At 61.4% G+C, this 20,043-nt stretch carries 18 protein-coding genes; 14 read left to right on the plus strand and 4 right to left on the minus strand.

The window, feature by feature from the left end; genetic code table 11:
• The first annotated feature begins 10 nt into the window (after nt 1-10).
• Nucleotides 11-1,129: an IS110 family RNA-guided transposase gene (locus tag QA637_RS19295; RefSeq protein WP_283066304.1), complete on the plus strand. Its 1,119-nt coding sequence runs from the start codon at nt 11-13 to the stop codon at nt 1,127-1,129.
• A gap of 244 nt (nt 1,130-1,373) precedes the next feature.
• On the opposite strand, the gene QA637_RS19300 is transcribed toward QA637_RS19295, so the two are convergent.
• Entirely contained in the window at nt 1,374-1,526 is a 153-nt protein-coding gene (locus QA637_RS19300; protein WP_283066306.1) for a hypothetical protein, read from the minus strand.
• Between the two features lie 187 nt (nt 1,527-1,713).
• Here QA637_RS19300 and QA637_RS19305 point away from each other — a divergent pair, with 187 nt between their 5' ends.
• The 5 genes from QA637_RS19305 to QA637_RS19325 all read left to right on the plus strand — a co-directional run bounded on the left by QA637_RS19305 (nt 1,714) and on the right by QA637_RS19325 (nt 4,833).
• Nucleotides 1,714-1,869: a hypothetical protein gene (locus QA637_RS19305; protein ID WP_283066308.1), complete on the plus strand. Its 156-nt coding sequence runs from the start codon at nt 1,714-1,716 to the stop codon at nt 1,867-1,869.
• A gap of 197 nt (nt 1,870-2,066) precedes the next feature.
• Nucleotides 2,067-3,224 (plus strand): adenylate/guanylate cyclase domain-containing protein, encoded by a 1,158-nt coding sequence (locus QA637_RS19310; protein ID WP_283066309.1) that lies wholly within the window; start codon nt 2,067-2,069, stop codon nt 3,222-3,224.
• Between the two features lie 129 nt (nt 3,225-3,353).
• Nucleotides 3,354-3,836: a hypothetical protein gene (locus QA637_RS19315; protein ID WP_283066310.1), complete on the plus strand. Its 483-nt coding sequence runs from the start codon at nt 3,354-3,356 to the stop codon at nt 3,834-3,836.
• A 395-nt stretch (nt 3,837-4,231) separates the two neighbouring features.
• Nucleotides 4,232-4,507, plus strand: a complete 276-nt coding sequence (locus tag QA637_RS19320; RefSeq protein WP_283067385.1) for a type II toxin-antitoxin system ParD family antitoxin — start codon at nt 4,232-4,234, stop codon at nt 4,505-4,507.
• Nucleotides 4,504-4,833, plus strand: a complete 330-nt coding sequence (locus QA637_RS19325; protein WP_283066312.1) for a type II toxin-antitoxin system RelE/ParE family toxin — start codon at nt 4,504-4,506, stop codon at nt 4,831-4,833. Before QA637_RS19320 ends, QA637_RS19325 begins: the two co-directional genes overlap by 4 nt.
• Before the next feature lie 160 nt (nt 4,834-4,993).
• Here QA637_RS19325 and QA637_RS19330 read toward each other — a convergent pair whose 3' ends face one another.
• Nucleotides 4,994-5,599: a hypothetical protein gene (locus QA637_RS19330; RefSeq protein WP_283066313.1), complete on the minus strand. Its 606-nt coding sequence runs from the start codon at nt 5,597-5,599 to the stop codon at nt 4,994-4,996.
• A gap of 480 nt (nt 5,600-6,079) precedes the next feature.
• On the opposite strand from QA637_RS19330, the gene QA637_RS19335 reads away from it, so the two are divergent.
• From QA637_RS19335 to QA637_RS19355, 5 genes are all read left to right on the plus strand, one after another.
• On the plus strand, nt 6,080-6,652 hold the full coding sequence (locus QA637_RS19335; protein WP_283066315.1) for a tetratricopeptide repeat protein: 573 nt from the start codon (nt 6,080-6,082) through the stop codon (nt 6,650-6,652).
• Nucleotides 6,649-6,963: a tetratricopeptide repeat protein gene (locus QA637_RS19340; RefSeq protein WP_283066316.1), complete on the plus strand. Its 315-nt coding sequence runs from the start codon at nt 6,649-6,651 to the stop codon at nt 6,961-6,963. Before QA637_RS19335 ends, QA637_RS19340 begins: the two co-directional genes overlap by 4 nt.
• Nucleotides 6,964-7,160: 197 nt before the next feature.
• Nucleotides 7,161-7,823, plus strand: coding sequence for an adenylate/guanylate cyclase domain-containing protein (locus QA637_RS19345; protein WP_153443014.1), 663 nt, complete (start codon nt 7,161-7,163; stop codon nt 7,821-7,823).
• Nucleotides 7,824-8,135: 312 nt separating this feature from the next.
• Nucleotides 8,136-8,543 (plus strand): hypothetical protein, encoded by a 408-nt coding sequence (locus QA637_RS19350; protein WP_153443012.1) that lies wholly within the window; start codon nt 8,136-8,138, stop codon nt 8,541-8,543.
• Nucleotides 8,544-9,004: 461 nt separating this feature from the next.
• Nucleotides 9,005-12,619, plus strand: coding sequence for a hydantoinase B/oxoprolinase family protein (locus QA637_RS19355; RefSeq protein ID WP_283066319.1), 3,615 nt, complete (start codon nt 9,005-9,007; stop codon nt 12,617-12,619).
• Nucleotides 12,620-12,648: 29 nt separating this feature from the next.
• Here QA637_RS19355 and QA637_RS19360 read toward each other — a convergent pair whose 3' ends face one another.
• Complete coding sequence (locus tag QA637_RS19360; protein WP_283066321.1) at nt 12,649-13,554, minus strand: LysR family transcriptional regulator; 906 nt, start codon at nt 13,552-13,554, stop codon at nt 12,649-12,651.
• 120 nt (nt 13,555-13,674) lie between these two features.
• On the opposite strand from QA637_RS19360, the gene QA637_RS19365 reads away from it, so the two are divergent.
• Nucleotides 13,675-14,289: a glutathione S-transferase family protein gene (locus QA637_RS19365; RefSeq protein ID WP_153443006.1), complete on the plus strand. Its 615-nt coding sequence runs from the start codon at nt 13,675-13,677 to the stop codon at nt 14,287-14,289.
• Between the two features lie 13 nt (nt 14,290-14,302).
• Nucleotides 14,303-15,250, plus strand: coding sequence for a pyridoxamine 5'-phosphate oxidase family protein (locus QA637_RS19370; RefSeq protein WP_283066323.1), 948 nt, complete (start codon nt 14,303-14,305; stop codon nt 15,248-15,250).
• Nucleotides 15,251-15,290: 40 nt separating this feature from the next.
• Here the strand turns inward: QA637_RS19370 and selD are convergent, their stop codons facing one another.
• Entirely contained in the window at nt 15,291-16,343 is a 1,053-nt protein-coding gene (gene selD / locus QA637_RS19375) for a selenide, water dikinase SelD (protein ID WP_283066325.1), read from the minus strand.
• 612 nt (nt 16,344-16,955) lie between these two features.
• Between selD and fdnG the strand changes: the two genes are divergently transcribed.
• Nucleotides 16,956-20,042 carry a formate dehydrogenase-N subunit alpha gene (gene fdnG, locus QA637_RS19380; RefSeq protein WP_283066326.1) on the plus strand — a complete coding sequence of 1,029 codons (3,087 nt, stop codon included), beginning with the start codon at nt 16,956-16,958 and terminating at the stop codon, nt 20,040-20,042.
• Nucleotide 20,043: the final 1 nt, after the last annotated feature.

Raw genomic sequence — 20,043 nt, forward strand, 5'->3', positions numbered from 1 at the left:
AGGGTGAACCATGAACCAGCATAACAGGCTTTTTGTCGGTTTGGACGTTTCGAAATTGAAGATTTCTGTGGCCGTCGCTGACGGTGAGCGGGGCGGGGAAGTTAGGTTTTATGGGGACGTAGCCTCGGATCCGACCTCGGTGGCGAACATCGTGGAAAAATTGGCGAAGCGAGGAGCTGTCCTCCACTTCTGCTATGAGGCCGGACCGACAGGGTACGAGCTTTACCGTCAGCTTACCAGCATGGGTCACGACTGCGTGATAGTCGCGCCGTCCCTGATACCAAAGCGCCCTGGGGATCGGGTGAAGACAAACCGGCGCGACGCGGTCAGTCTGGCACGCCTACATCGTGCTGGTGAACTGACAGCAATCTGGGTGCCTGACCGCGGGCATGAGGCTATGCGCGATCTCGTGCGGGCTCGAGAAGCAGCACAAGAGGCTCAGAAGCGGGCACGTCAGCAGCTTCAGTCGTTCCTGCTTCGACATGGCCGCATCTATTCGGGCCGCTCGTCCTGGTCGCTGGCGCATATGCGGTGGATATCGACCCTGAAGTTCGAGCATCCAGCCCACTTTGTTGTGCTGAAGGAATACTGTCAGGCGATCGAGGATGCCGAAGTGCGCTTGAAGCGTCTGACCGATCTGATCTCGGAGACTGTCAAATCCTGGACGATGGCTCCTGTTGTCGAAGCCTATCAGGCGTTGCGAGGCGTGTCGTTGATTGCCGCCGTCGTCTTCGTTGCCGAAATTGGCGACATCCGCCGCTTCGAAAACCCCCGCCAGCTGATGGCCTTTCTCGGCCTCGTTCCGTCAGAGAGTTCGACAGGTGAACATGTCAAACGTGGTGGGATCACCAAAGCCGGGAACTCTCGGGCCCGTCGCATGCTGGTCGAAGGCGCATGGGCTTACCGCTTCCCCGCGCGTGTTAGTCGAACCAAGCAAGCGCAGTTGGAAGGCCTACCGAGAACCGTTCGCGAAATAGCGTGGAAAGGTCAGCTCCGCCTCTGCTCTCGCTATCGAAAAATGATCCTCGCGGGGAAGCACAAGGCCATAGCGATTACCGCGATCGCTAGAGAAATGGGAGCCTTCTTATGGGCTATCGGCCAGGAAGTGCAGCCAGTTCATCCAGCTTAACCTAGCGTCCGCATCTCGCGAGTAGTTGGAAGGAGGAGACAAGATCGATCATCTGCTGATGCCCAATGTTGGAGACAGGGCCCCGGTCGGGGAGTCTTCGATGGAATTGAGTGGCCGACTACGTCGACGCCCGTGCTTAGATAGAAGTAGCCCCAGGCGTACACACGGAAATGCGGTATCCAATCCGCGTATAAGAGTTTGCAAACCGTCGTCTTGAGGCCCTGTCTCCAACATTGCGCATTAGCTACACCATGCAGGACCAGCCATTATTGGCTGGATGAACAATCGTGGCCACGCCACTTGCAAATGAACATAAGAGTTCCAACGATACGAAAATTGCGCCAAGATCGACGGGGGTAGCGGCATGTGCCTGCGGTTGATCGGCTTTCATCGGCATGATCGGCCTCCAGAGAGATTTCTAGCGACCTCACGCTGCCACCGTGCAGGCCGCTATCCACCCCTGATGGGATCTCAAGGCGAGGGATAGGAGTCGACATCCCGGACTGGGCGGCATGTTTCCGGGCTTCCGATCGTCTCAGTCGGGTGGAGGACGGCCCTTCGTCCTGCTCATCTGAACGAGCAAGTTGCGCCATTCTCTGGACGATGCAGTCGATGACTTCTCCGGCAGCAGTTTCGGCGCGCGCCTGAAGCAGATACCTGTGGCGCTGTTCACCGGAGCGAGCATCATCCTCGTCCTTGCAATGGGGGTGACGCAGTTGTGGGCGATCATTTCGGCCTGACGCGAGCTGATCTCTACCTGCGCGGCCCGGGGCGCGGGGGGGCCGACGTAATCGGGAGTTCGCCGCGCCGCTAAACGCCCTTTCTTGACCCTTCAGCTACGGCATTCACCATTTTCAAATGGCGATCGACCACCTTGTTCCATGCGTTCTCCAGCGCCGTACTATCGAGGTTCGCGCCGAGTTGGGGATAAAGGTGTTTGCAGCAGCCGCCACTACGATCATCGCCAATTTTACTGATCCTAGTAAGGGGTTGTGATAATTTAGAAACTTATCAAATAGCGATCCCATTGGGGGAAGCCATGGATCGTAAGCTTGCCGCTATTCTCGCCGCCGATGTTGTTGGCTACTCCACACTCATGGAGCAGGACGAACAGGGCACTTTCGAGCGCCTGCGAGCGGGACGCAAGGAACTGTTCGAACCCGAAATCGCCCGCCACCACGGGCGCATCTTCAAGCTGATGGGCGACGGATTGCTAGCCGAGTTCTCCAGCGTTGTGGACGCGGTTGAATGCGCGGTTGCCCTGCAGCGCCGCCTTCCCGAACGTAATGCGTCGTGCCCCGAGGACGAGCGCATTAACGTCCGCATCGGCGTCAATCTCGGCGAGGTGATCGTCGAAGGCGATGATTTCTTCGGCGAAGGCGTCAACATCGCCGCCCGTCTCGAGCAAATGGCTGAACCCGGCGGCGTATATGTCTCGGGCAAAGTTGCCAAGGAAGTGGAGAAGAAGCTCTCCTTCAGCTTCGAGTCTATGGGCGAGTGCCACTTGAAAAACATGGACGAGCCCGTGCCCGTCTTTCGGATCAAGCTACTGGGCGCTCCCAAGGTTCGGACGCATCGCCGCCGCGGCAAATCATACAGGCTGTGGGCCGCGGCGTTGTCGGCCGCCCTCATCGCCGCCGCGGGAGGGGCAGGGCTCTATTTCGACCTTTTTGCCACTCCAGCGTCCAGGGGCGTTCCCTCAATCGCCGTTCTGGCCTTCGACAACATAAGCGACGATCCGAACCTCGGCTATTTCAGCGACGGCGTCAGCGAGGACATCATCGCTGGGCTCGCGCGCTCGCCTGATTTGTCCGTCATCGCCAGGAACTCTTCGTTCACTTACAAGGGAAAGCCCACCGACGTCCGCCAGATCGGCAAGGACCTCAACGTTTCCTACGTTCTTGAGGGAAGCGTGCGGAAGGAGGCCGACCGCGTTCGCATCGTGGCGCAGTTGATCAACACCAGAACCGGCGTTCATGTCTGGGCGGAACGGTTCGACCAGTCCGGTAACAACCCGATGGCACTTCAGGACGCGGTGACGGAAAAGATCGTGGGAGCGCTCGCCAGCGAAACCGGGCAGATAAAGCGGTCATGATACCGCGAGGCATGGAGCAAGAACGCGGCCAGGCTTGAGGAGTATTACTATTACCTCAGGGGGCATGACAAGCTCCTGCAGTACACGCCCGAAAGTACGGAGGAAGCCTCTCGGACGACGGCCGAGGGAATGGCAAAATTCTCGGACTCTGCGCTCCTGAAATTCAATATGGGTTTCATTTATTACGTCCGCGCCGTCAACGGTTGGTCACAGGACCCGCAGGATGACCTGCGGAAGGTGGTGAAACTGGCGCGGCAAGGAATGGCTAGCGACAACCTCTCGCCGCTGGAGCGGAAATTGGGACGCTGGCTGCTCGCGTACGCCAATCTTGTGGAGCGTGATTTCAAGAGCGCCATGAGAGAAGCGGAAGCGGCGATCGCTTTGGCACCGAACGACGCCTTCATGCGAGCGGTGCTGTCCGACGCGGCGATTGGAGCGGGCGACACCGGACCCCGCCAACAAAGAGTTCTATTCGTATCTGCAGGGATGGGCTTTAATGTCAGGGGAACGGTATCTAGAATTGCTCGAGGTGATGAAGCAACTGGGCGATACATTCGCCGCCATCCCGCTCGTCAAGACGATCAACGCCGTAAATCTCGGAAACCTTTATGAAGCCAAAACAATATAACCACGGCTCTCGAACTTGATCCGAGCTGGACTGCCGAAAAGTGGAGGGCTGTTACCTTCGTCGAGGACAAGGTGCTGGATCGACAGGCAAGCGATCTGATTAAGGCCGGGTTACCGGAGAGGTAGTGGCGAAATATTGTCGCCAAGGGCAATGCTGAATGACGGCAACGGGCCAATTTGTGCCGTAGCGCGAGCAGGTTCGGATAGTTGCAATGGGTCGAAGGGAGCCGTTCTTCTCGAGCCCTGTGCACGGCTTGTTGCGAAGATGTTCACGTTCTGGGCCAAATAGATTGCATAATGTATCGACTGGAACCTGCGTCACTGCCATGCCCGCAGATTCGGCATTGCGATGTCTCGTGGTTGAAGGGAAGCGAGCGCTCTTGCCAATTTTTGCCAAAGTCGGTATGGTCACTTCCATGGGCACTATGAACATTTCCCTGCCGGACCATCTTAAGAGCTTCGTCGATGAGCAAGTCGCCGGACGGGGTTATGGGACAAGCAGTGAGTATATTCGGGAGTTGATACGTCGAGATCAGGATCGTCTTGCGTTACGCCGGCTGTTGCTTGACGGAGCCTCGTCCGCACCGACTGCACCGGTCGAGGCGGAATATTTCACCAGTCTGCGCGATCGAGTTCGTGGTCAGCACAGCAAGTGAATAATAAGACTATTATCCCGCGGCAGTTGGCGCGCAGCGACGTCGAGGCGGCCATTGACTATTATGCACGCGAAGCAGGAACCGAGGTCGCCCTCGGATTTATCGACGCACTTCAAGCGGCATACGCTTTGATCGCAGGCCATCCGGAGGCCGGATCGTTGCGGCACGCATACGAGTTGGGATTGCCTGACTTACGGAGTGTCTCTCTGAAGCGATATCCCTATCTCATTTTCTATCGCGACCAGCCAGATCATGTCGATGTTTGGCGCGTGCTACATGCGAAGCGAGACATTCCGCAATGGATGCAGGAGCCGAACAATCACTGAGCGCTCGGACATTCCCGCCGAAGCCATTGGGGTGGGCCGGCGGTTCGTATCCACTCAAAGCGAGGGATGAAAGTCGGCTCTGGGGCCGTGTGCTGCCCGGCAGCTTCTAGCCTCGCAAGAGAGATACCGGACGTTTTGCAGCACAGCATCGGCATAATAGTTAAATCGAACGGCTGTCATATGCCCAACGCAGCAGGGCCTGGCGTTGACGCGGCCGGCACCAGCAGTCTCCAGGCTCGCAGGCCCGGCGAAGCTGAGCGATATGGCGGCGAATAGCTTTCCAACGGGCGACCTGTCGCTCGTCCTCACCGGGCATACGGCGACCTTGGTGGTAGCGGCAGTACCACTGGAACCAGCCACGCGGATCGTCGGGATGTATCCATCCCTTGGCTCGCCAGACGCTGAGCGGTTGGCTGGCGTCGACACCGAAGCAGTTAAGTGCCGGATCTTTTCGCAGCGACGACAGCCGGGCTTCCGCAAACGTTGAATGTGAAGAAAACACCGTCACTAAGGGAGAAACGTCCCCAGCCCCGATTGCCATCACATGCGTGCGCGCAGCGTCCAGATCATGGGCATTGAAATGAAAGACTGGTTTGTTGACGTGCGGTCCGACAAACGATTTGCTGTCGATGCCCGAAGAGAATGTCTCCCTCGGTCGATCCGTCCAAGAGCGGCAATACCAATCTCTCGCCGCTTCAATATCGCTGACCGGAATGAACGCTCCACCGATATCGCTCTGTATCGCACTGACCACAGACGCCACCATCTTGAGTTCAGAATCTTCTGCCCCAGGCTAGTCTCAACCTGCCCTAAATCGTCAAGCACGTTCTCTAGCCCCGCAGCCAAACTGCGGAGGTGATTGGACGCAGGACTCGTCCAGCCGATTACCAAGCGCAAAGCGCCCCCGACGTCCAGTTGTGGTGGGGCAAGTATGTCGAGGCGGGCCATGTGGTGGCGGATGGCGCCCCGCGCAGTCAGGGCACCAGCCGCAAGCTGATGGCGCGGATCAAGACGGAGGGAGAGTGCTCTGGATGCGCGGTGATCCGCATTGCAGGGACCGTACGCAACAGTTCTACGCGAGAAATGTCAATTTCGATGACGCCTGCTGATGGTGAAGGCCTTGAGCCGTGGTGCGGCGGAGTTTCTGAACCAAAACGGAATGCTCTAGGCGGGCGCCTTTTCCTTTCTTTGCGTGCCCGCCCTGTACGACCGCGGGCTTGAGGATATCTTCGCAGTTCAGGACGAAGTGATCCGCACCATCGTCAACGCGCTCAAGGTGAAGCTGACTGCCAGCGAAGAGGAGCGGCGCGGGAACCGCGCCAAGGTGGATCCGGAAGCCTACGACCTGCTCGTCCGCTCTCGCCAAACCATGCTGCAGCTGAGCGCCGTATCGTCGACGGAAGCGCGCGCCATGCTGGAGCGCGTCATCGAGATCGATCCGGGCCTGGCGGCCGCCTATGCCCGGCTGTCGATCATTTCCTTCGCCGAATACGTCAACCAGTGGAACGGCGCGACGACGGAAGATCTAGGGCGGGCGCTGCAACTGGCACAGCAGGCGATCGACGCGGACGACACCGAGCCACAGGCCCATGTCTCCCTAGGGCTCGTGCTTGCCTGGATGCGGCGCCTAGACGAGGCGGAAGCCTCCGCCGAGCGGGCCGTCGCGCTCGATCCCAACCTCGCCGACGCCTATACGGGGCTTGGTAACATAAGGGATTTCCAGGGCCGGCACGAAGACGCCGTTGCGCTGTATACACGGGCGAACCGGCTTGAACGCAATTCGACCTGTCGCTGCATTTCTTGGGGCGGGCGCTATTGAGCCTCGGGCGGTTTGACGAAGCCGAGATCGCCTTCAAGCGTCGGCTATCGCTTGCGCCGCGATCGGACATGACACGGTTTTATCTCGCCTGTCTCTATGGTCGAATCGGGCGCCACGAACAAGCCCAACGCCATTGGCATGAGACAATGGAGGTTAACCCGAGCTTTTCTGTCGATCACCTCAAGCGGGCTTTACCCTACCGGGACCCCGACCTGGTTGGTGGATGGACTCCGCGAGGCCGGGGTCTCCATCTGACTTGGTCTATAGCCGTCGCGGACGACAGAAAGCTTAACAGCCGGAATAGGCACTAATGTCGCCTGCCAGTCGACAGCTCGCGTCCTTTCAAGGCTACGGGATCGAAGTGTTGTCTTTTCGGCCAGAAATAAGACTGATCGGGGCTGGCCGGGGTTGCTGCACGCCCCGCCTGCCTCCCATCCCACGCCACGGTCAAATTTGAGATTCGCGAAACTGTGCGATAGCGTTAAAATATATGGCAATGGACAACAAAATGAATCAGATCCAGAGTTCCGCAAATGCATCGGCCACCGTTGCATTCATAGATCTTGCGGGATTCAGCGCTATTGCAGACGTTCATGGAGACGCATCCGCAATTGCCGTGTTGGAGATTTTCGAGAACATGGTTCGCGAGGCCCTTCGCGGCTATGAGCCCCCGATCAAATGGATTGGTGATGAGGCAATGCTCTCGTTTCCTGATCCGGAAACAGCAATCCAGGCACTTGGAAGGCTGTTACAGGCATGCCAGAAAGAAGCGAGGCTACCGCTCACTCGGGCGGGGCTGAACCATGGGCCAGTTATCCGCAGAGCAGGCGATCTATTCGGATCGACGGTCAACATCGCAGCACGCATCGCGGCGCTCGCATCCCCCGGTCAATTGCTTGCCACTCGACCCATTGCTGAGGCGGCCATCGTCCACGGCATTCTGGTGCGAGATCTCGGGACGGTGGCACTTCGATCGGTAGCCGGCGAAGTTCCCCTTTATGAGATAGAGCTTGCCCCGTCGGTTGACCCGGCTTGGATTGATCCGGTGTGCAAGATGCATGCACCGTACGCGTCCTATCGGCGGGCGGCCCCGCAGGGGCCGTGGTTCTGTTCGCCGGGTTGCGAAGAGGCGTATCGGAAGTCGCCACAAACCTATATGTTGCCAGGATGACGGCTGCCACTTAGACCCCCCTGCCCGAAAGCTGGCGCTGGCGCACTGCAGCCATTGCAGCAGTTACGCAGCCATTGCAGCAGTTACTCAGTCTCCGATGCGACATACAATGACTGGCTTTCGCCATGGCAAAATGACACCGGCATACAGGGCGGACACGCTTTTAACCCCCGGCCAATTAAAATGGTTACGCAATTTCGAAGTGCGGCTCGAAGCGTTATTGATTGTTGGACAAACCACGCACAAGGAACTCGGGCTCCCGACCGCCGTTTCCATGGTGTGAGAATTGGAAACGACAAAGAGGATCAGGACATGGCACGGGAAAGGCCGCTCGGTTCCGCCGTACCACGCGGGGTCGTCGATACGAACAAAGGTACAGTCGGCGTTGCAGAACAGTCGGTCGAAGAGCAGGTCAGATCGCTACGCGAGCAGGTCAATGCACTCAGCGCAGCGATTTCCGAACTGGGTATTTCCTCGGGCAGGGTCATTGCAAGCACGGCCCGGGACACCGGCCGCAGAGCTGGCGACATGGCAAGGCAACATCCCGCGTGGACGACCCTCGTTCTCCTCGGTCTCATTGGTCTGATCGTTGCGAGCACGGCCGGGCCGAACCGGTACATGCGGCGATCGTCGCGCATCGAAGACATGTTCGCCGACCTCGAAGATCGGCTGAGTGATCTCAGGGAGCAATACTGGTCGAGCAGGTGGCGACCCTGGTAGCCCCGCGGGCAGGTCTCGGCGATCACAGCGACCGTGGCCGCAAACATCGCGTGTTTGGGAAAGCGCGGATAGAGAACCAGGTTGAAGTCATGCCTTTCGCGGACGGCTTCTGCCGCTTTGCCTTGCTTACGTCGCGCCGATGAATCTCAACGCCGCCAATCTATCGGATAGCCAATCCGAGGTTGATTTCCTTGACACGTACCATCAGCGTGTCCGGCAAGTGCTTGCACCTTCGTCGCCGCCTAATGACGGGTGCGCGTCGCTGCGTCGCGAGGTGCCTGCGACGATTTCGGATTGATCTTGCGCATCTTATCCGCTTTCAGTGAGCTAGTGCATGTTTCCCTAAATCGTGGCCGCCTCAGGGAAACGTGCAGCTATTCAAAGTGCTACAGGGTGCTTTGCGCGTCTGATAAGACGCGCGGCGCTGTAGAAGCGGATACGGCAAGTGAAAGGGGATGACGATGAGCGGAATCGGGACCTGGGATTTCTGGGTGGATCGCGGCGGCACCTTCACCGACGTCATCGGCCGCGACCCCGAGGGCGCGCTTCATGCGCTGAAGGTTCTCTCCGAAAATCCCGAGGCATACCGCGATGCGGCGGTGCACGGGATCCGGCAGCTTCTCCGGCTTCCAGTGGGCGAAGCGATGCCGGCCGGCCTGATCGGCGAGGTGCGGATGGGAACCACCGTCGCCACCAACGCGCTGCTCGAGCGCAAGGGCGAACGGCTGGCGCTGATAACCACGGGCGGTTTCCGCGATGCGCTCAGGATCGGCTATCAGGAGCGCAAGAAGATTTTTGCGACCGAAGTCATCAAGCCGGAAGCGCTCTACCAAGATATCGTCGAACTCGACGAGCGCGTGCTGGCGGACGGCACGATCGAACGACCCTTAAGCGAGGATGAAGCGCGGCGTGCGCTCGAAGAGCTGAAAGCGAAAGGCTATGGGGCGATCGCCATCGTCTTCATGCACGCCTACAAATATCCCGACCACGAGGCGCTGGTGGCGCGGCTCGCTCGCGCGATGGGTTTCGAGCAGGTCTCGGTCAGCCATGAGGTCTCGCCCCTCGTCAAATATGTCGGCCGCGGCGATACCACCGTCATCGACGCCTATCTTTCGCCGGTGCTCGGCCGCTACGTGGCGCAGGTCTCCAGCGAACTCGATGTCACGCGTTCCGGGGCGCGCATCATGTTCATGATGTCGTCCGGCGGTCTGACGGCGGCGGATATGTTCCAGGGCAAGGATGCGATCCTTTCCGGACCGGCCGGCGGCGTCGTCGGCCTTGCGAAGACCGGAGAGGCGGCAGGATTCGATCGCATCATCGGTTTCGACATGGGCGGAACCTCGACCGACGTCGCCCATTTCGATGGCGAGTACGAGCGCGCCTTCGAGACCGAGGTCGCCGGCGTGCGCGTGCGCACGCCGATGATGCTGATCCATACGGTCGCCGCCGGCGGCGGCTCGATCCTGCATTTCGACGGCGAGCGTTTTCGCGTCGGGCCGGATTCCGCCGGTGCCAATCCGGGACCGGCCTGCTACCGCAATGGCGGCCCGCTTGCCGTGACCGACGCCAATGTCATGCTCGGCAAGCTGATGCCCGAATTCTTTCCGGCGCTGTTCGGGCCTCAGCAGAACGAGCGCCTCGATGTCGAGACCGTGCGGTCGCGCTTCGCGGCGCTGGCGCAGGAGATTGGCGACGGGCGGAGCGCGGAAGAGGTTGCCGACGGCTTCATCCGCATTGCAGTCGCCAACATGGTCGAGGCGATCAAGAAGATTTCCGTCCAGCGCGGCTACGACGTGACGCGCTATGCATTGAGCTGCTTCGGCGGTGCCGGGGGCCAGCACGCCTGCCTGGTCGCGGATGCGCTCGGCATGAAGAACATTCTCGTCCACCCGATGTCGGGCCTGCTCTCGGCCTATGGCATGGGGCTAGCGGATATCCGCGCCACCCGCCAGAAGGCGCTTGGCGTCGGGCTCGATGCGGACGCGCCGCCGGCGCTCGCAGCTCTTGGCGATGAACTGCAGGGCGAGTGCCTGGCGGAGCTTAAGGCGCAGGGCACTGCACCGCATCTCGTCCGCACCCATCTGCGCGCGCATATTCGCTATGCCGGCACGGACACGGCGCTCGCCGCCGAGGCGCGTTTTCCGGAACGCGACGATGCCGCGCGATTGCGCCAGGAATTCGAACGCATGCACAGGCGCCGCTTCGGCTTCATCGCCGAGAACAAAGCGCTGGTGATCGACGCGGTCGAGGTCGAAACGGTCGGCGGCGGAGCGGCGCAGATGGAGGCGGACGGCCTTGCCGTCGCCTCGGGCACACCCGATCTCTCGCGGCGAACCCGCTTCTATTCGCAGGGCCAGTTCCACGACGTGGCGGTGGCGCTGCGCTCCGAGATCAAGCCCGGGCAGAGGCTTGCGGGGCCGGCGATCGTCATCGAACCGAACCAGACGATCGTCGTGGAGGACGGCTGGCAGGCGGAGCTCACGGCAAAGGACCATATCGTGCTGACACGGATCAAGCCGCTGCCGGAACGCACGGCCATCGGCACCAAGGCCGATCCGGTGATGCTGGAGATCTTCAACAACCTCTTCATGTCGATCGCCGAACAGATGGGCGTCACGCTGCAGAACACCGCCTATTCGGTCAACATCAAGGAACGGCTCGATTTTTCCTGCGCGGTCTTCGACAACAACGGCAATCTCGTCGCCAATGCGCCGCATATGCCGGTGCATCTCGGATCGATGGATGCGTCCGTCGCGACCGCGATCCGCGAAAACCCAGTCATCCATCCGGGCGACGTGTTCCTGATCAATGCGCCCTATAATGGCGGCACGCATCTCCCGGACCTGACGGTCTGCACGCCGGTCTTCGACGACGCCGGTCGTGAAATCCGCTTCTGGGTGGCAAGCCGTGGCCACCACGCAGATATCGGCGGCATCTCGCCGGGATCGATGTCGCCGCTTGCGACCAATATCGAGGAGGAAGGCGTCTACATCGACAACTTCAAGCTCATCGATCGCGGCCGCTTCTCAGAGGAGGAACTGGAGAAGCTTCTGGGCGGCGCGCGCTATCCGGTGCGCAACATTCTGCAGAACATCAACGACCTCAAGGCGCAGGTCGCTGCTAACGAGAAGGGTGTGGCGGAACTCAAGAAGATGATCGCCCAGTTCGGCGAGGAGGTGGTCGAAGCCTATATGGGCCACGTCCAGGACAATGCGGCGGAAAGCGTGCGCCGGGTACTCGACCAGCTGCGCGACGGCGAATTCTCCTACGAGATGGACCAGGGCTGCCGGATCGTCGTGAAGATCTCCGTCGATCGCGAAAGGCGCGAGGCGACGGTCGATTTTACCGGCACCTCCGAGCAGCGTTCGGACAATTTCAACGCCCCGGCGCCGGTGACGCGCGCCGCGGTGCTTTATGTCTTCCGGGTGCTGGTCGAAGCCGACATTCCGATGAATGCCGGCTGCTTGCGCCCGATCCGCATCATTATCCCTGAAGGCACGATGCTGACGCCGCACTATCCGGCGGCGGTCGTCGCCGGCAATGTCGAGGTCAGCCAGGCGGTGACCAATTGCCTCTTCGGCGCCGTCGAGGCGCAGGCCGCCGCCCAAGGGACGATGAACAACCTGACCTTCGGCAATGCGAACTATCAGTATTACGAGACGATCTGCTCGGGCGCCCCGGCGGGTCCCGGCTATAACGGCGCCGACGCGGTCCACACCCACATGACCAATTCGCGGCTCACCGATCCCGAAATTCTCGAAACGCGGTTCCCGGTGGTGCTGGAGGATTTTCACATTCGCAAGGATTCGGGCGGCCGCGGAAAATGGACGGCCGGCAATGGCACCAAGCGCACTATCCGCGCCCGTGAGCGGCTGGATTTCGCCATCCTCTCCGGCCACCGCCGTGTTGCGCCCTTCGGGTTGAAGGGCGGAGAGCCGGGCGAGCTCGGCCGCAACAGCGTTCGGCGCAATGACGGCCGTATCGAGGAACTGCCGGGCTGCGCCCACACGGTTCTCGAAGCCGGCGAGGCCTTCACCGTCGAGACGCCGACCGGCGGCGGATATGGAAAGGCCTGAGGCGGAGTACCGACCAGAGGCGCAGCTCTTCAAGCCTCGGCATTCACGCCCGCACGGCGCCGAAGGCGCTCGGCCGCGAAGTCTACGAAGGCACGCACCCGGGCGGAAACCATGCGCCCCTCCGCGTGCACGATGTGGATGGGCACCGGTGCGCGCTCGTAGTCGGCAAGCACCACCTTGAGCCGGCCGGCCTCTATCTCCGGCGCCACCTGGTAGGACTGAAAGCGTGACAGTCCCCAGCCGGCGACCGCGGCAGAGATAGCCGTGTCATTGGTGTTGACGATAAGGCGCGGGCTGATCGGAACCCGAATGCTGTTGTCACGGCCGAATAGCCATTCCGAATGGCCGAAAAGACCCTCCCGGCCGATGATGCGGTGATGAGCAAGATCCCGCGGTGCCAACGGCTCGCCGAAGCGGGCGAAATAATCCGGCGAGCCGCAGAGCACCTGCCTGACCGAACCGACGCGGCGAGCGATGAGGCCCGAGGCGGGAAGCGCCGCAATGCGCACGGCGACATCCAGCCCTTCCTCGACCAGGTTCGTTACCCGGTCGACAAAGATGGTCTTCACCTGCATGGCCGGGTAGCGATCGAGAAAATCGAGAACGACGGGGAGCACGTGGATGCGCCCGAAAAGGGCGGGCGCCGTCACCGTGAGCAGCCCTGCCGGGTGCGTGAAGCTACCCGCCGCATTGGCCTCCGCCTCGGCAATCTCCGCCAGAATGCGCCGGCAATCGGCCGCGTAGCCTTCGCCGGCCGCAGTCAGTTTCAGCGAGCGGGTCGTGCGGACGAGCAGCCGCGTGCCGATTATCTGCTCCAGCCTCGCAATCGCCCGCGTCACCGATGGCGGGCTCATGTGCAGCATCTTGGCGGCAGGCGCAAACCCGCCGCATTCCACCACCTGCACGAAGATCCGCATTGCCTGCCAGCGATCCATCGCCTTCCCGCTTCGCGCCCATTATTGCGTTCAGTGAAATGGTCTAGTGTCTTTTGAGGCGCTTATCAACGTCGCGTTTAACAATCATCTTGCTGCCGTTCCATTCCCCAGGAGGCAGACATGAAGCTCTACCATCACCCGCTGTCCGGCCATGCACATCGTGCCCGGCTTTTCCTCTCGCTGATCGGAATCGAGCACGAACTCGTGCTCGTCGATCTCGCCAAGAAGGAACACAAGGAGCCGCAGTTCCTCGCGCTCAACCCCTTTGGCCAGGTTCCGGTGCTCGATGACGGCGGTACGATAATCTCGGATTCCAACGCCATCCTCGTCTATCTCGCGAAGAAGACCGGACGCACGGACTGGCTGCCGGAAGATCCCGAAGGAGCGGCCGCCGTTCAGCGCTGGCTTTCGGTAGCTGCCGGCCAGATCGCCCATGGCCCTGCGCAGGCGCGCCTCATCACCGTATTCAAGGCGCCCTATCGGCCGGAAGAGGTCATTCCCCGCGCCCATGCGATCCTGACGCTGATCGAGGCGGCGCTTGTGGGCCGGAGCTGGATTGCCGCCGAGCGGCCGACCATCGCCGATGTCGCGCTTTACAGCTACGTGGCTAGCGCGCCGGAAGGCGACGTGGATCTTCAGCCCTATGCCAACATTCGCGCCTGGCTCGGCCGCATCGAGGCGCTGCCGGGCTTTGTCGATTTCCAGAAGACGCCCGTCGGTCTGGCAGCAGCCTGAGGAGGCGCAAATCATGGATAGCCGTCTCCTCGGTCCTTCGCCCTGGCATGCGGGCGAGTTGGCGCTGCAGACGCGGTCCGGTGTGGAAGCGCGCATGGACGAGATTGGTCGCCGGGTTTTGCGCGATTATCTGATCGACCAGCACCGCGAATTCTATCCCCTCCTGCCGATGGTGGTGCTGGGCGCGGTCGACCGGGACGGTGACGTGTGGGCAACGCTCCGCGCGGGGCGCCCCGGCTTCCTCCATGCACCGGACGCTCACCGGCTGACCGTCGAGCTCGCCAGAGAGCCGGCGGATCCGGCCGAGGCGGGCATGGAGGATGGCGCCTCGCTCGCCCTCCTCGGCGTCGATCTCGCGACGCGCCGCCGCAACCGGCTGAACGGCACCCTCAGCCGGCATCCGCGAGGGTTCGATCTGAGCGTCGGCCAGAGCTTCGGCAACTGCCCGAAATACATCCAGCTGCGTAAGGTGCAGTTCTTCCGCGATCCGTCGGAGCCGCCGATGGTGCCGCCCGCCTGGAGCTCGGAGCTCGACGCACCCGCTCGTACCCTGATCCGGCAAGCGGACACCTTCTTCGTCGCCACCTATGCGGACCTTCCCGGCAGCCGGCAGGTGGACGTTTCCCATCGCGGTGGCCGCGCGGGATTCGTCGATGTCGGCGAAGACGGCTGGCTGACGATCCCGGATTTTATCGGCAACCGCTTCTTCAACACCCTCGGCAATATCGCGCTTAATCCGCGCGCCGGGCTCGTCTTCCCGGATTTTTCGACGGGCGGCCTGCTGCAGATGACCGGCGCGGCCGAGCTCCTGTTCGATGACCCTGACCGTAAGCCTCTCGAAGGCGCGGAGCGCTACTGGCGTTTCCGTCCGCGCCGCATCGTCTGGCGGCCGGAGGCGCTACCGATCCGCTACGATTTTGCCGAATGGTCACCCTTCGCGCTCGCCACCGGCACCTGGTAGCCTGCGCCTTCGCCAGCGCGGCTCCTCGGCAGCGTCGCGGTCAGGCCGTGACGCGCAAGCCAGGCTCGCCTTCCTCGACGGCCCCGATGATCCGGGCTGCGGCATAGCCGGCGGCCACGATCTCCTCGAGCAAGGCGTCCGCCTGATCGGCGCGGCATGATACGAGAAGGCCGCCGGAAGTCTGGGGATCGGTGAGGATGTGGCGCCGCCATGCCGGAAGATCGTCCGGCAGCACCACGTCCATACCGTAGCTTGCCCAGTTCCGGTGCGATGCGCCGGTGACGAAGCCTTGCTCCGCGAGTTCGGTGCAACGGGCAAAGAACGCAATTACGTTCGCGTCGATCGCTATCCGCTTGTGCGATCCGCGCGCCATCTCGAGCGCGTGGCCAAGAATGCCGAAGCCGGTGACATCGGTGACGGCATGCACGTGAGAATGTTTGGCGAGCTCGGCACCGATACGGTTCAGGAGCGTCGTCGACTGGATGAGCTCGGCATAGGCGTCTGCCGGCAGTGCGCCCTTCTTGAAGGCGGCCGAATAGATCCCCACACCCAAGGCCTTTGTCAGGATCAGCGCGTCCCCGGCGCGCGCGCCGCTGTTGCGCCGGATATTGGCGGTCGAGCCTGTGCCGATCACCGCCAGGCCGTAGATCGGCTCTGGCGAATCGATCGAGTGGCCGCCGGCGACCGGAATGCCGGCCTCGGCGCAGATCGCGCTGCCGCCCTTCAGGATCTCCCGCACTATTTCGGGCGGCATCTTGTCGATCGGCATGCCGACGATGGCGAGCGCCATGATCGGCTTTCCGCCCATGGCGTAGACGTCGGAGATGGCGTTGGTCGCGGCGATCCGTCCGAAATCGAAGGGATCGTCGATCATCGGCATGAAGAAGTCGGTGGTGGCGATCACGCAAGTCTCGTCGTCGAGCTGCCAGACGGCGGCGTCGTCCCCCGTTTCCGTGCCGACGATGAGCCGGGCAAAAGGGCGGGCCGCCGGTTGATCGGCAAGCAGTTGCTGCAGGACGGATGGCGCCAGCTTGCAGCCGCAGCCGCCGCCATGGGCAAGGGCCGTCAGGCGGGGCGATGTCGCGATATCCATGGTTGCCTCCCAATGTTTCGTATGGACCGCGCGTGACGCGGCACGATTGCGTGAATTGAACCGGAGCCGCACAGGGGAAAATTCATGGGATAATTCAAAGCGTTACAGCGAACCATGCGCGTCTGAACAGACGTGCGGCCCAGCAGGCCGGATGAAAATTTCGCGAAAAACGGGAAATGGGCCGGGCGCGGGCCGGAATGGCCCACCGCTTCGGCGGCGCCCCACGGTGACAGACAGTGCGCAATGCCCCGAGCCTCGGGAGCGGCTTGCAAGCCCATAGTCTTATTATGGTTGATCCGGGTGAGACCGTCAATTTGCCGGGAAACAGTCACCAGCAACGATCAAGTGCGGTTCACGGAGATGTGAGAGAAAACGCCAAACCTTCAGCGCTGCGCAATTGTGTTCGCCGCACTTAATACACGCGCGCTGCAATTTAGCTGTAAGTGGAATATCATGTTCGTAATTTATAGTTCTTATCGATTTGACAATGGGATAGGGTGGATTAGAATCTAGACTTGCAAGGCCGATTTTACGTCTTTCCTGCCAAAGACGGGACCCAAATTCTCCGGCACGCCCCCGTCGGCAACGCCGGTTTCAGGGAGGTGGCATGCAATGAACGTGGAACTCTCGCGGCGCCAATTCCTGGGTGCCGTCGGTGCCGGAGCGGCGGCTACGGCGCTCGGATCTCTGGGCTTCGGTGAAATCGAAGCTGCGCATGCCGAAGCGATCCGCGCCTTCAAGCTCGTGAGCACGACCGAAACCCGCAATACCTGTCCCTACTGTTCCGTCGCTTGCGGCGTGATCATGTATTCGAGGGGCGACCGGACGAAGGGCGAGAAGGCGGAAATCATCCATATCGAGGGTGACACCGATCACCCGACCAATCGCGGCACGCTCTGTCCGAAGGGCGCGGCACTGCTCGATTTCGTCAAGTCCGAAACGCGGCTGAAATATCCGATGATCCGGAAACCGGGGTCGGACAAGTTCGAACGGGTTAGCTGGGATGAAGCCCTTGATCGAATCGTCCGGCTGATGAAGGACGACCGCGACGCCAATTTCATCGAGAGGAACGAGGCGGGCGTACCGGTGAACCGGTGGATAACGACCGGCTTCCTTGCGGCCTCGGCGACAACGAACGAAACGGCATGGGAGACCTACAAGGTCGTCCGCAGCGCCGGGATGCTGGTCTTCGACAACCAAGCGCGTGTCTGACACGGCCCCACGGTAGCCAGTTTGGCTCCAACATTCGGCCGCGGCGCAATGACCAACTCCTGGACGGACATCAAGAACACCGACCTCGTGATCATCATGGGCGGCAACGCCGCAGAAGCGCATCCGTGCGGCTTCAAATGGGTCACCGAGGCGAAGGCTAACCGCGGCGCGAAGCTGATCGTCGTCGATCCGCGCTTCACCCGCTCCGCGTCGGTCGCGGATTTCTACGCGCCGATCCGCCAGGGCACGGACATCGCCTTCCTGCTTGGCGTGATCAACTACTGCATGCAGAACGACAAGGTGCAGTGGGACTATGTCAAGGCGTTCACCAACGCCAGCTACATCGTCAAGGACGGCTTCGCCTTCAAGGACGGGCTGTTCACCGGCTATGACGAGGCCAAGCGCGATTACGACAAATCGACCTGGGAATATGAGATCGGCCCCGATGGCTATGCGACGGTGGACGACACGCTGACGAATCCGCGCTGCGTATGGAACCTCTTGAAGCAGCACGTTTCCGTCTACACGCCCGAAATGGTCGAGCGCATATGCGGCACGCCGAAGGACAAGTTCCTGAAGGTGGCCGAAATGGTCTCCGAATCCTCGTCGCCGACCAAGGCGATGACCTCGATGTATGCGCTCGGCTGGACGCAGCACTCGAAGGGCTCGCAGAACATCCGCGCAATGGCGATGCTGCAGTTGATCCTCGGCAATATCGGCGTGCGCGGCGGCGGCATGAATGCCCTGCGCGGCCACTCGAACATCCAGGGGCTCACCGATGTCGGGCTGATGTCGAACCTCTTACCCGGCTATCTGACGATACCGAACGAGAAGGAGGTCGATCTCGAGACCTATATGAAGACGCGCGGCTTCAAGCCGCTCCGGCCGAACCAGATGAGCTATTGGCAGAACTACCGGAAGTTCTTCGTCAGCTTCCAGAAGGCGATGTGGGGCACGGCGGCGACGCCGGCAAACAATTTCGCCTATGACTGGCTGCCGAAGCTCGACGTGCCCGGCTACGACATGTTGCGCGCCTTCGAGCTCATGAACCAGGGCAAGATGACGGGCTATTTCTGCCAGGGCTTCAATCCGCTGCTTGCGGCCCCGAACCGCAAGAAGCTCACGGATTCCCTGTCGAAGCTCAAATTCCTCGTCACCATGGATCCGCTCGATACAGAGACATCGCGTTTCTGGGAGAACCACGGCGAGTTCAACGACGTCGATCCTTCGCAGATCCAGACGGAGGTCATCCAGTTGCCCTCCACCTGCTTTGCCGAGGACGAGGGCTCGCTCACCAATTCCAGCCGCTGGCTGCAATGGCACTGGCCGGGCGGCACGCCTCCCGGCGAGGCGAAGAACGACAACTGGATCATGGCGCAGATCCATGTGCGGCTGAAGGAGCTCTATCGCAAGGAGGGCGGCAAGTTCCCCGACCCGATCGTCAATCTCGACTGGGCCTATGCCGATCCGAACGAGCCGACCGCCGAGGAGCTTGCCAAGGAGCTCAACGGCAAGGCGCTTTCCACGGTCTACGATACCGCCGATCCGACAAAGGTCCTGGCGGAGGCCGGCAAGCAGCTGCCTGGCTTCGCGGCGCTGCGCGATGATGGCTCGACGACGTGCGGCTGCTGGATCTTTTCCGGCTGCTTCAACGAGAACGGCAACAACATGGCCCGTCGTGACACCTCGGACCCGGATGAGACCGGCGCCTATTCCAAGTGGGCGTTCTCGTGGCCGGCGAACCGTCGAATCCTCTACAACAGGGCCTCGGCGGACCTTAACGGCAAGCCATGGGATCCGAGCCGCAAGATCATCGAATGGGACGGCGCGAAGTGGTCTGGCTACGACGTGCCCGATATCCTGCCGACGGCGAAGCCTGACGAGGTCGGGCCGTTCATAATGAACCCGGAAGGCGTCTCGCGCCTTTTCACCAGGGGCATGATGCGCGATGGTCCGTTCCCGGCCCACTACGAGCCGTTTGAATCCCCGCTTGAAAATCTCGTCGCTCCGAAAGTGCGCGGCAATCCCGCGGCGCGGGTATTCAAGGGCGATCTCGAGCAATTTGCCGAGACCGCCTCGGCGGAATTCCCCTATGCGGCAACGTCCTATCGTCTGACGGAGCACTTCCATTATTGGACCAAGCACTCTCGGACGAATGCGGTGCTGCAGCCGGAATTCTTCGTCGAGATTTCCGAGGAACTCGCCGCGGAGAAAGGCATAGAGAGGGGAGGCTGGGTGCGCGTCTGGTCCAAGCGTGGAGAGGTCCGGGCCAAGGCGCTCGTCACCAAGCGGATCAAGCCGCTGATGTGCGACGGCAAAGCCGTCCACGTGGTGGGCATACCGCTGCACTGGGGCTTCACCGGCGTGGCCAGGAAGGGCTTCGGCCCGAACTCGCTGACGCCGTTCGTCGGCGACGCCAACATCGAGACGCCGGAATACAAGGCGTTCCTGGTCAATATCGAGCCCACTGCCGGGCCGGTGGCGTGAG

The organism is Sinorhizobium terangae, assembly GCF_029714365.1.
Classification (GTDB): domain Bacteria; phylum Pseudomonadota; class Alphaproteobacteria; order Rhizobiales; family Rhizobiaceae; genus Sinorhizobium; species Sinorhizobium terangae.

Coding starts and splice junctions, on each gene's coding strand:
- QA637_RS19295 (WP_283066304.1), top strand. CDS start 11: ATGAACCAGCATAACAGGCTTTTTGTCGGTTTGGACGTTTCGAAATTG.
- QA637_RS19300 (WP_283066306.1), bottom strand. CDS start 1,526: ATGCCGATGAAAGCCGATCAACCGCAGGCACATGCCGCTACCCCCGTC.
- QA637_RS19315 (WP_283066310.1), top strand. CDS start 3,354: ATGGCAAAATTCTCGGACTCTGCGCTCCTGAAATTCAATATGGGTTTC.
- QA637_RS19330 (WP_283066313.1), bottom strand. CDS start 5,599: ATGGTGGCGTCTGTGGTCAGTGCGATACAGAGCGATATCGGTGGAGCG.
- QA637_RS19345 (WP_153443014.1), top strand. CDS start 7,161: ATGAATCAGATCCAGAGTTCCGCAAATGCATCGGCCACCGTTGCATTC.
- QA637_RS19350 (WP_153443012.1), top strand. CDS start 8,136: ATGGCACGGGAAAGGCCGCTCGGTTCCGCCGTACCACGCGGGGTCGTC.
- QA637_RS19355 (WP_283066319.1), top strand. CDS start 9,005: ATGAGCGGAATCGGGACCTGGGATTTCTGGGTGGATCGCGGCGGCACC.
- QA637_RS19360 (WP_283066321.1), bottom strand. CDS start 13,554: ATGGATCGCTGGCAGGCAATGCGGATCTTCGTGCAGGTGGTGGAATGC.
- QA637_RS19365 (WP_153443006.1), top strand. CDS start 13,675: ATGAAGCTCTACCATCACCCGCTGTCCGGCCATGCACATCGTGCCCGG.
- QA637_RS19370 (WP_283066323.1), top strand. CDS start 14,303: ATGGATAGCCGTCTCCTCGGTCCTTCGCCCTGGCATGCGGGCGAGTTG.
- selD (WP_283066325.1), bottom strand. CDS start 16,343: ATGGATATCGCGACATCGCCCCGCCTGACGGCCCTTGCCCATGGCGGC.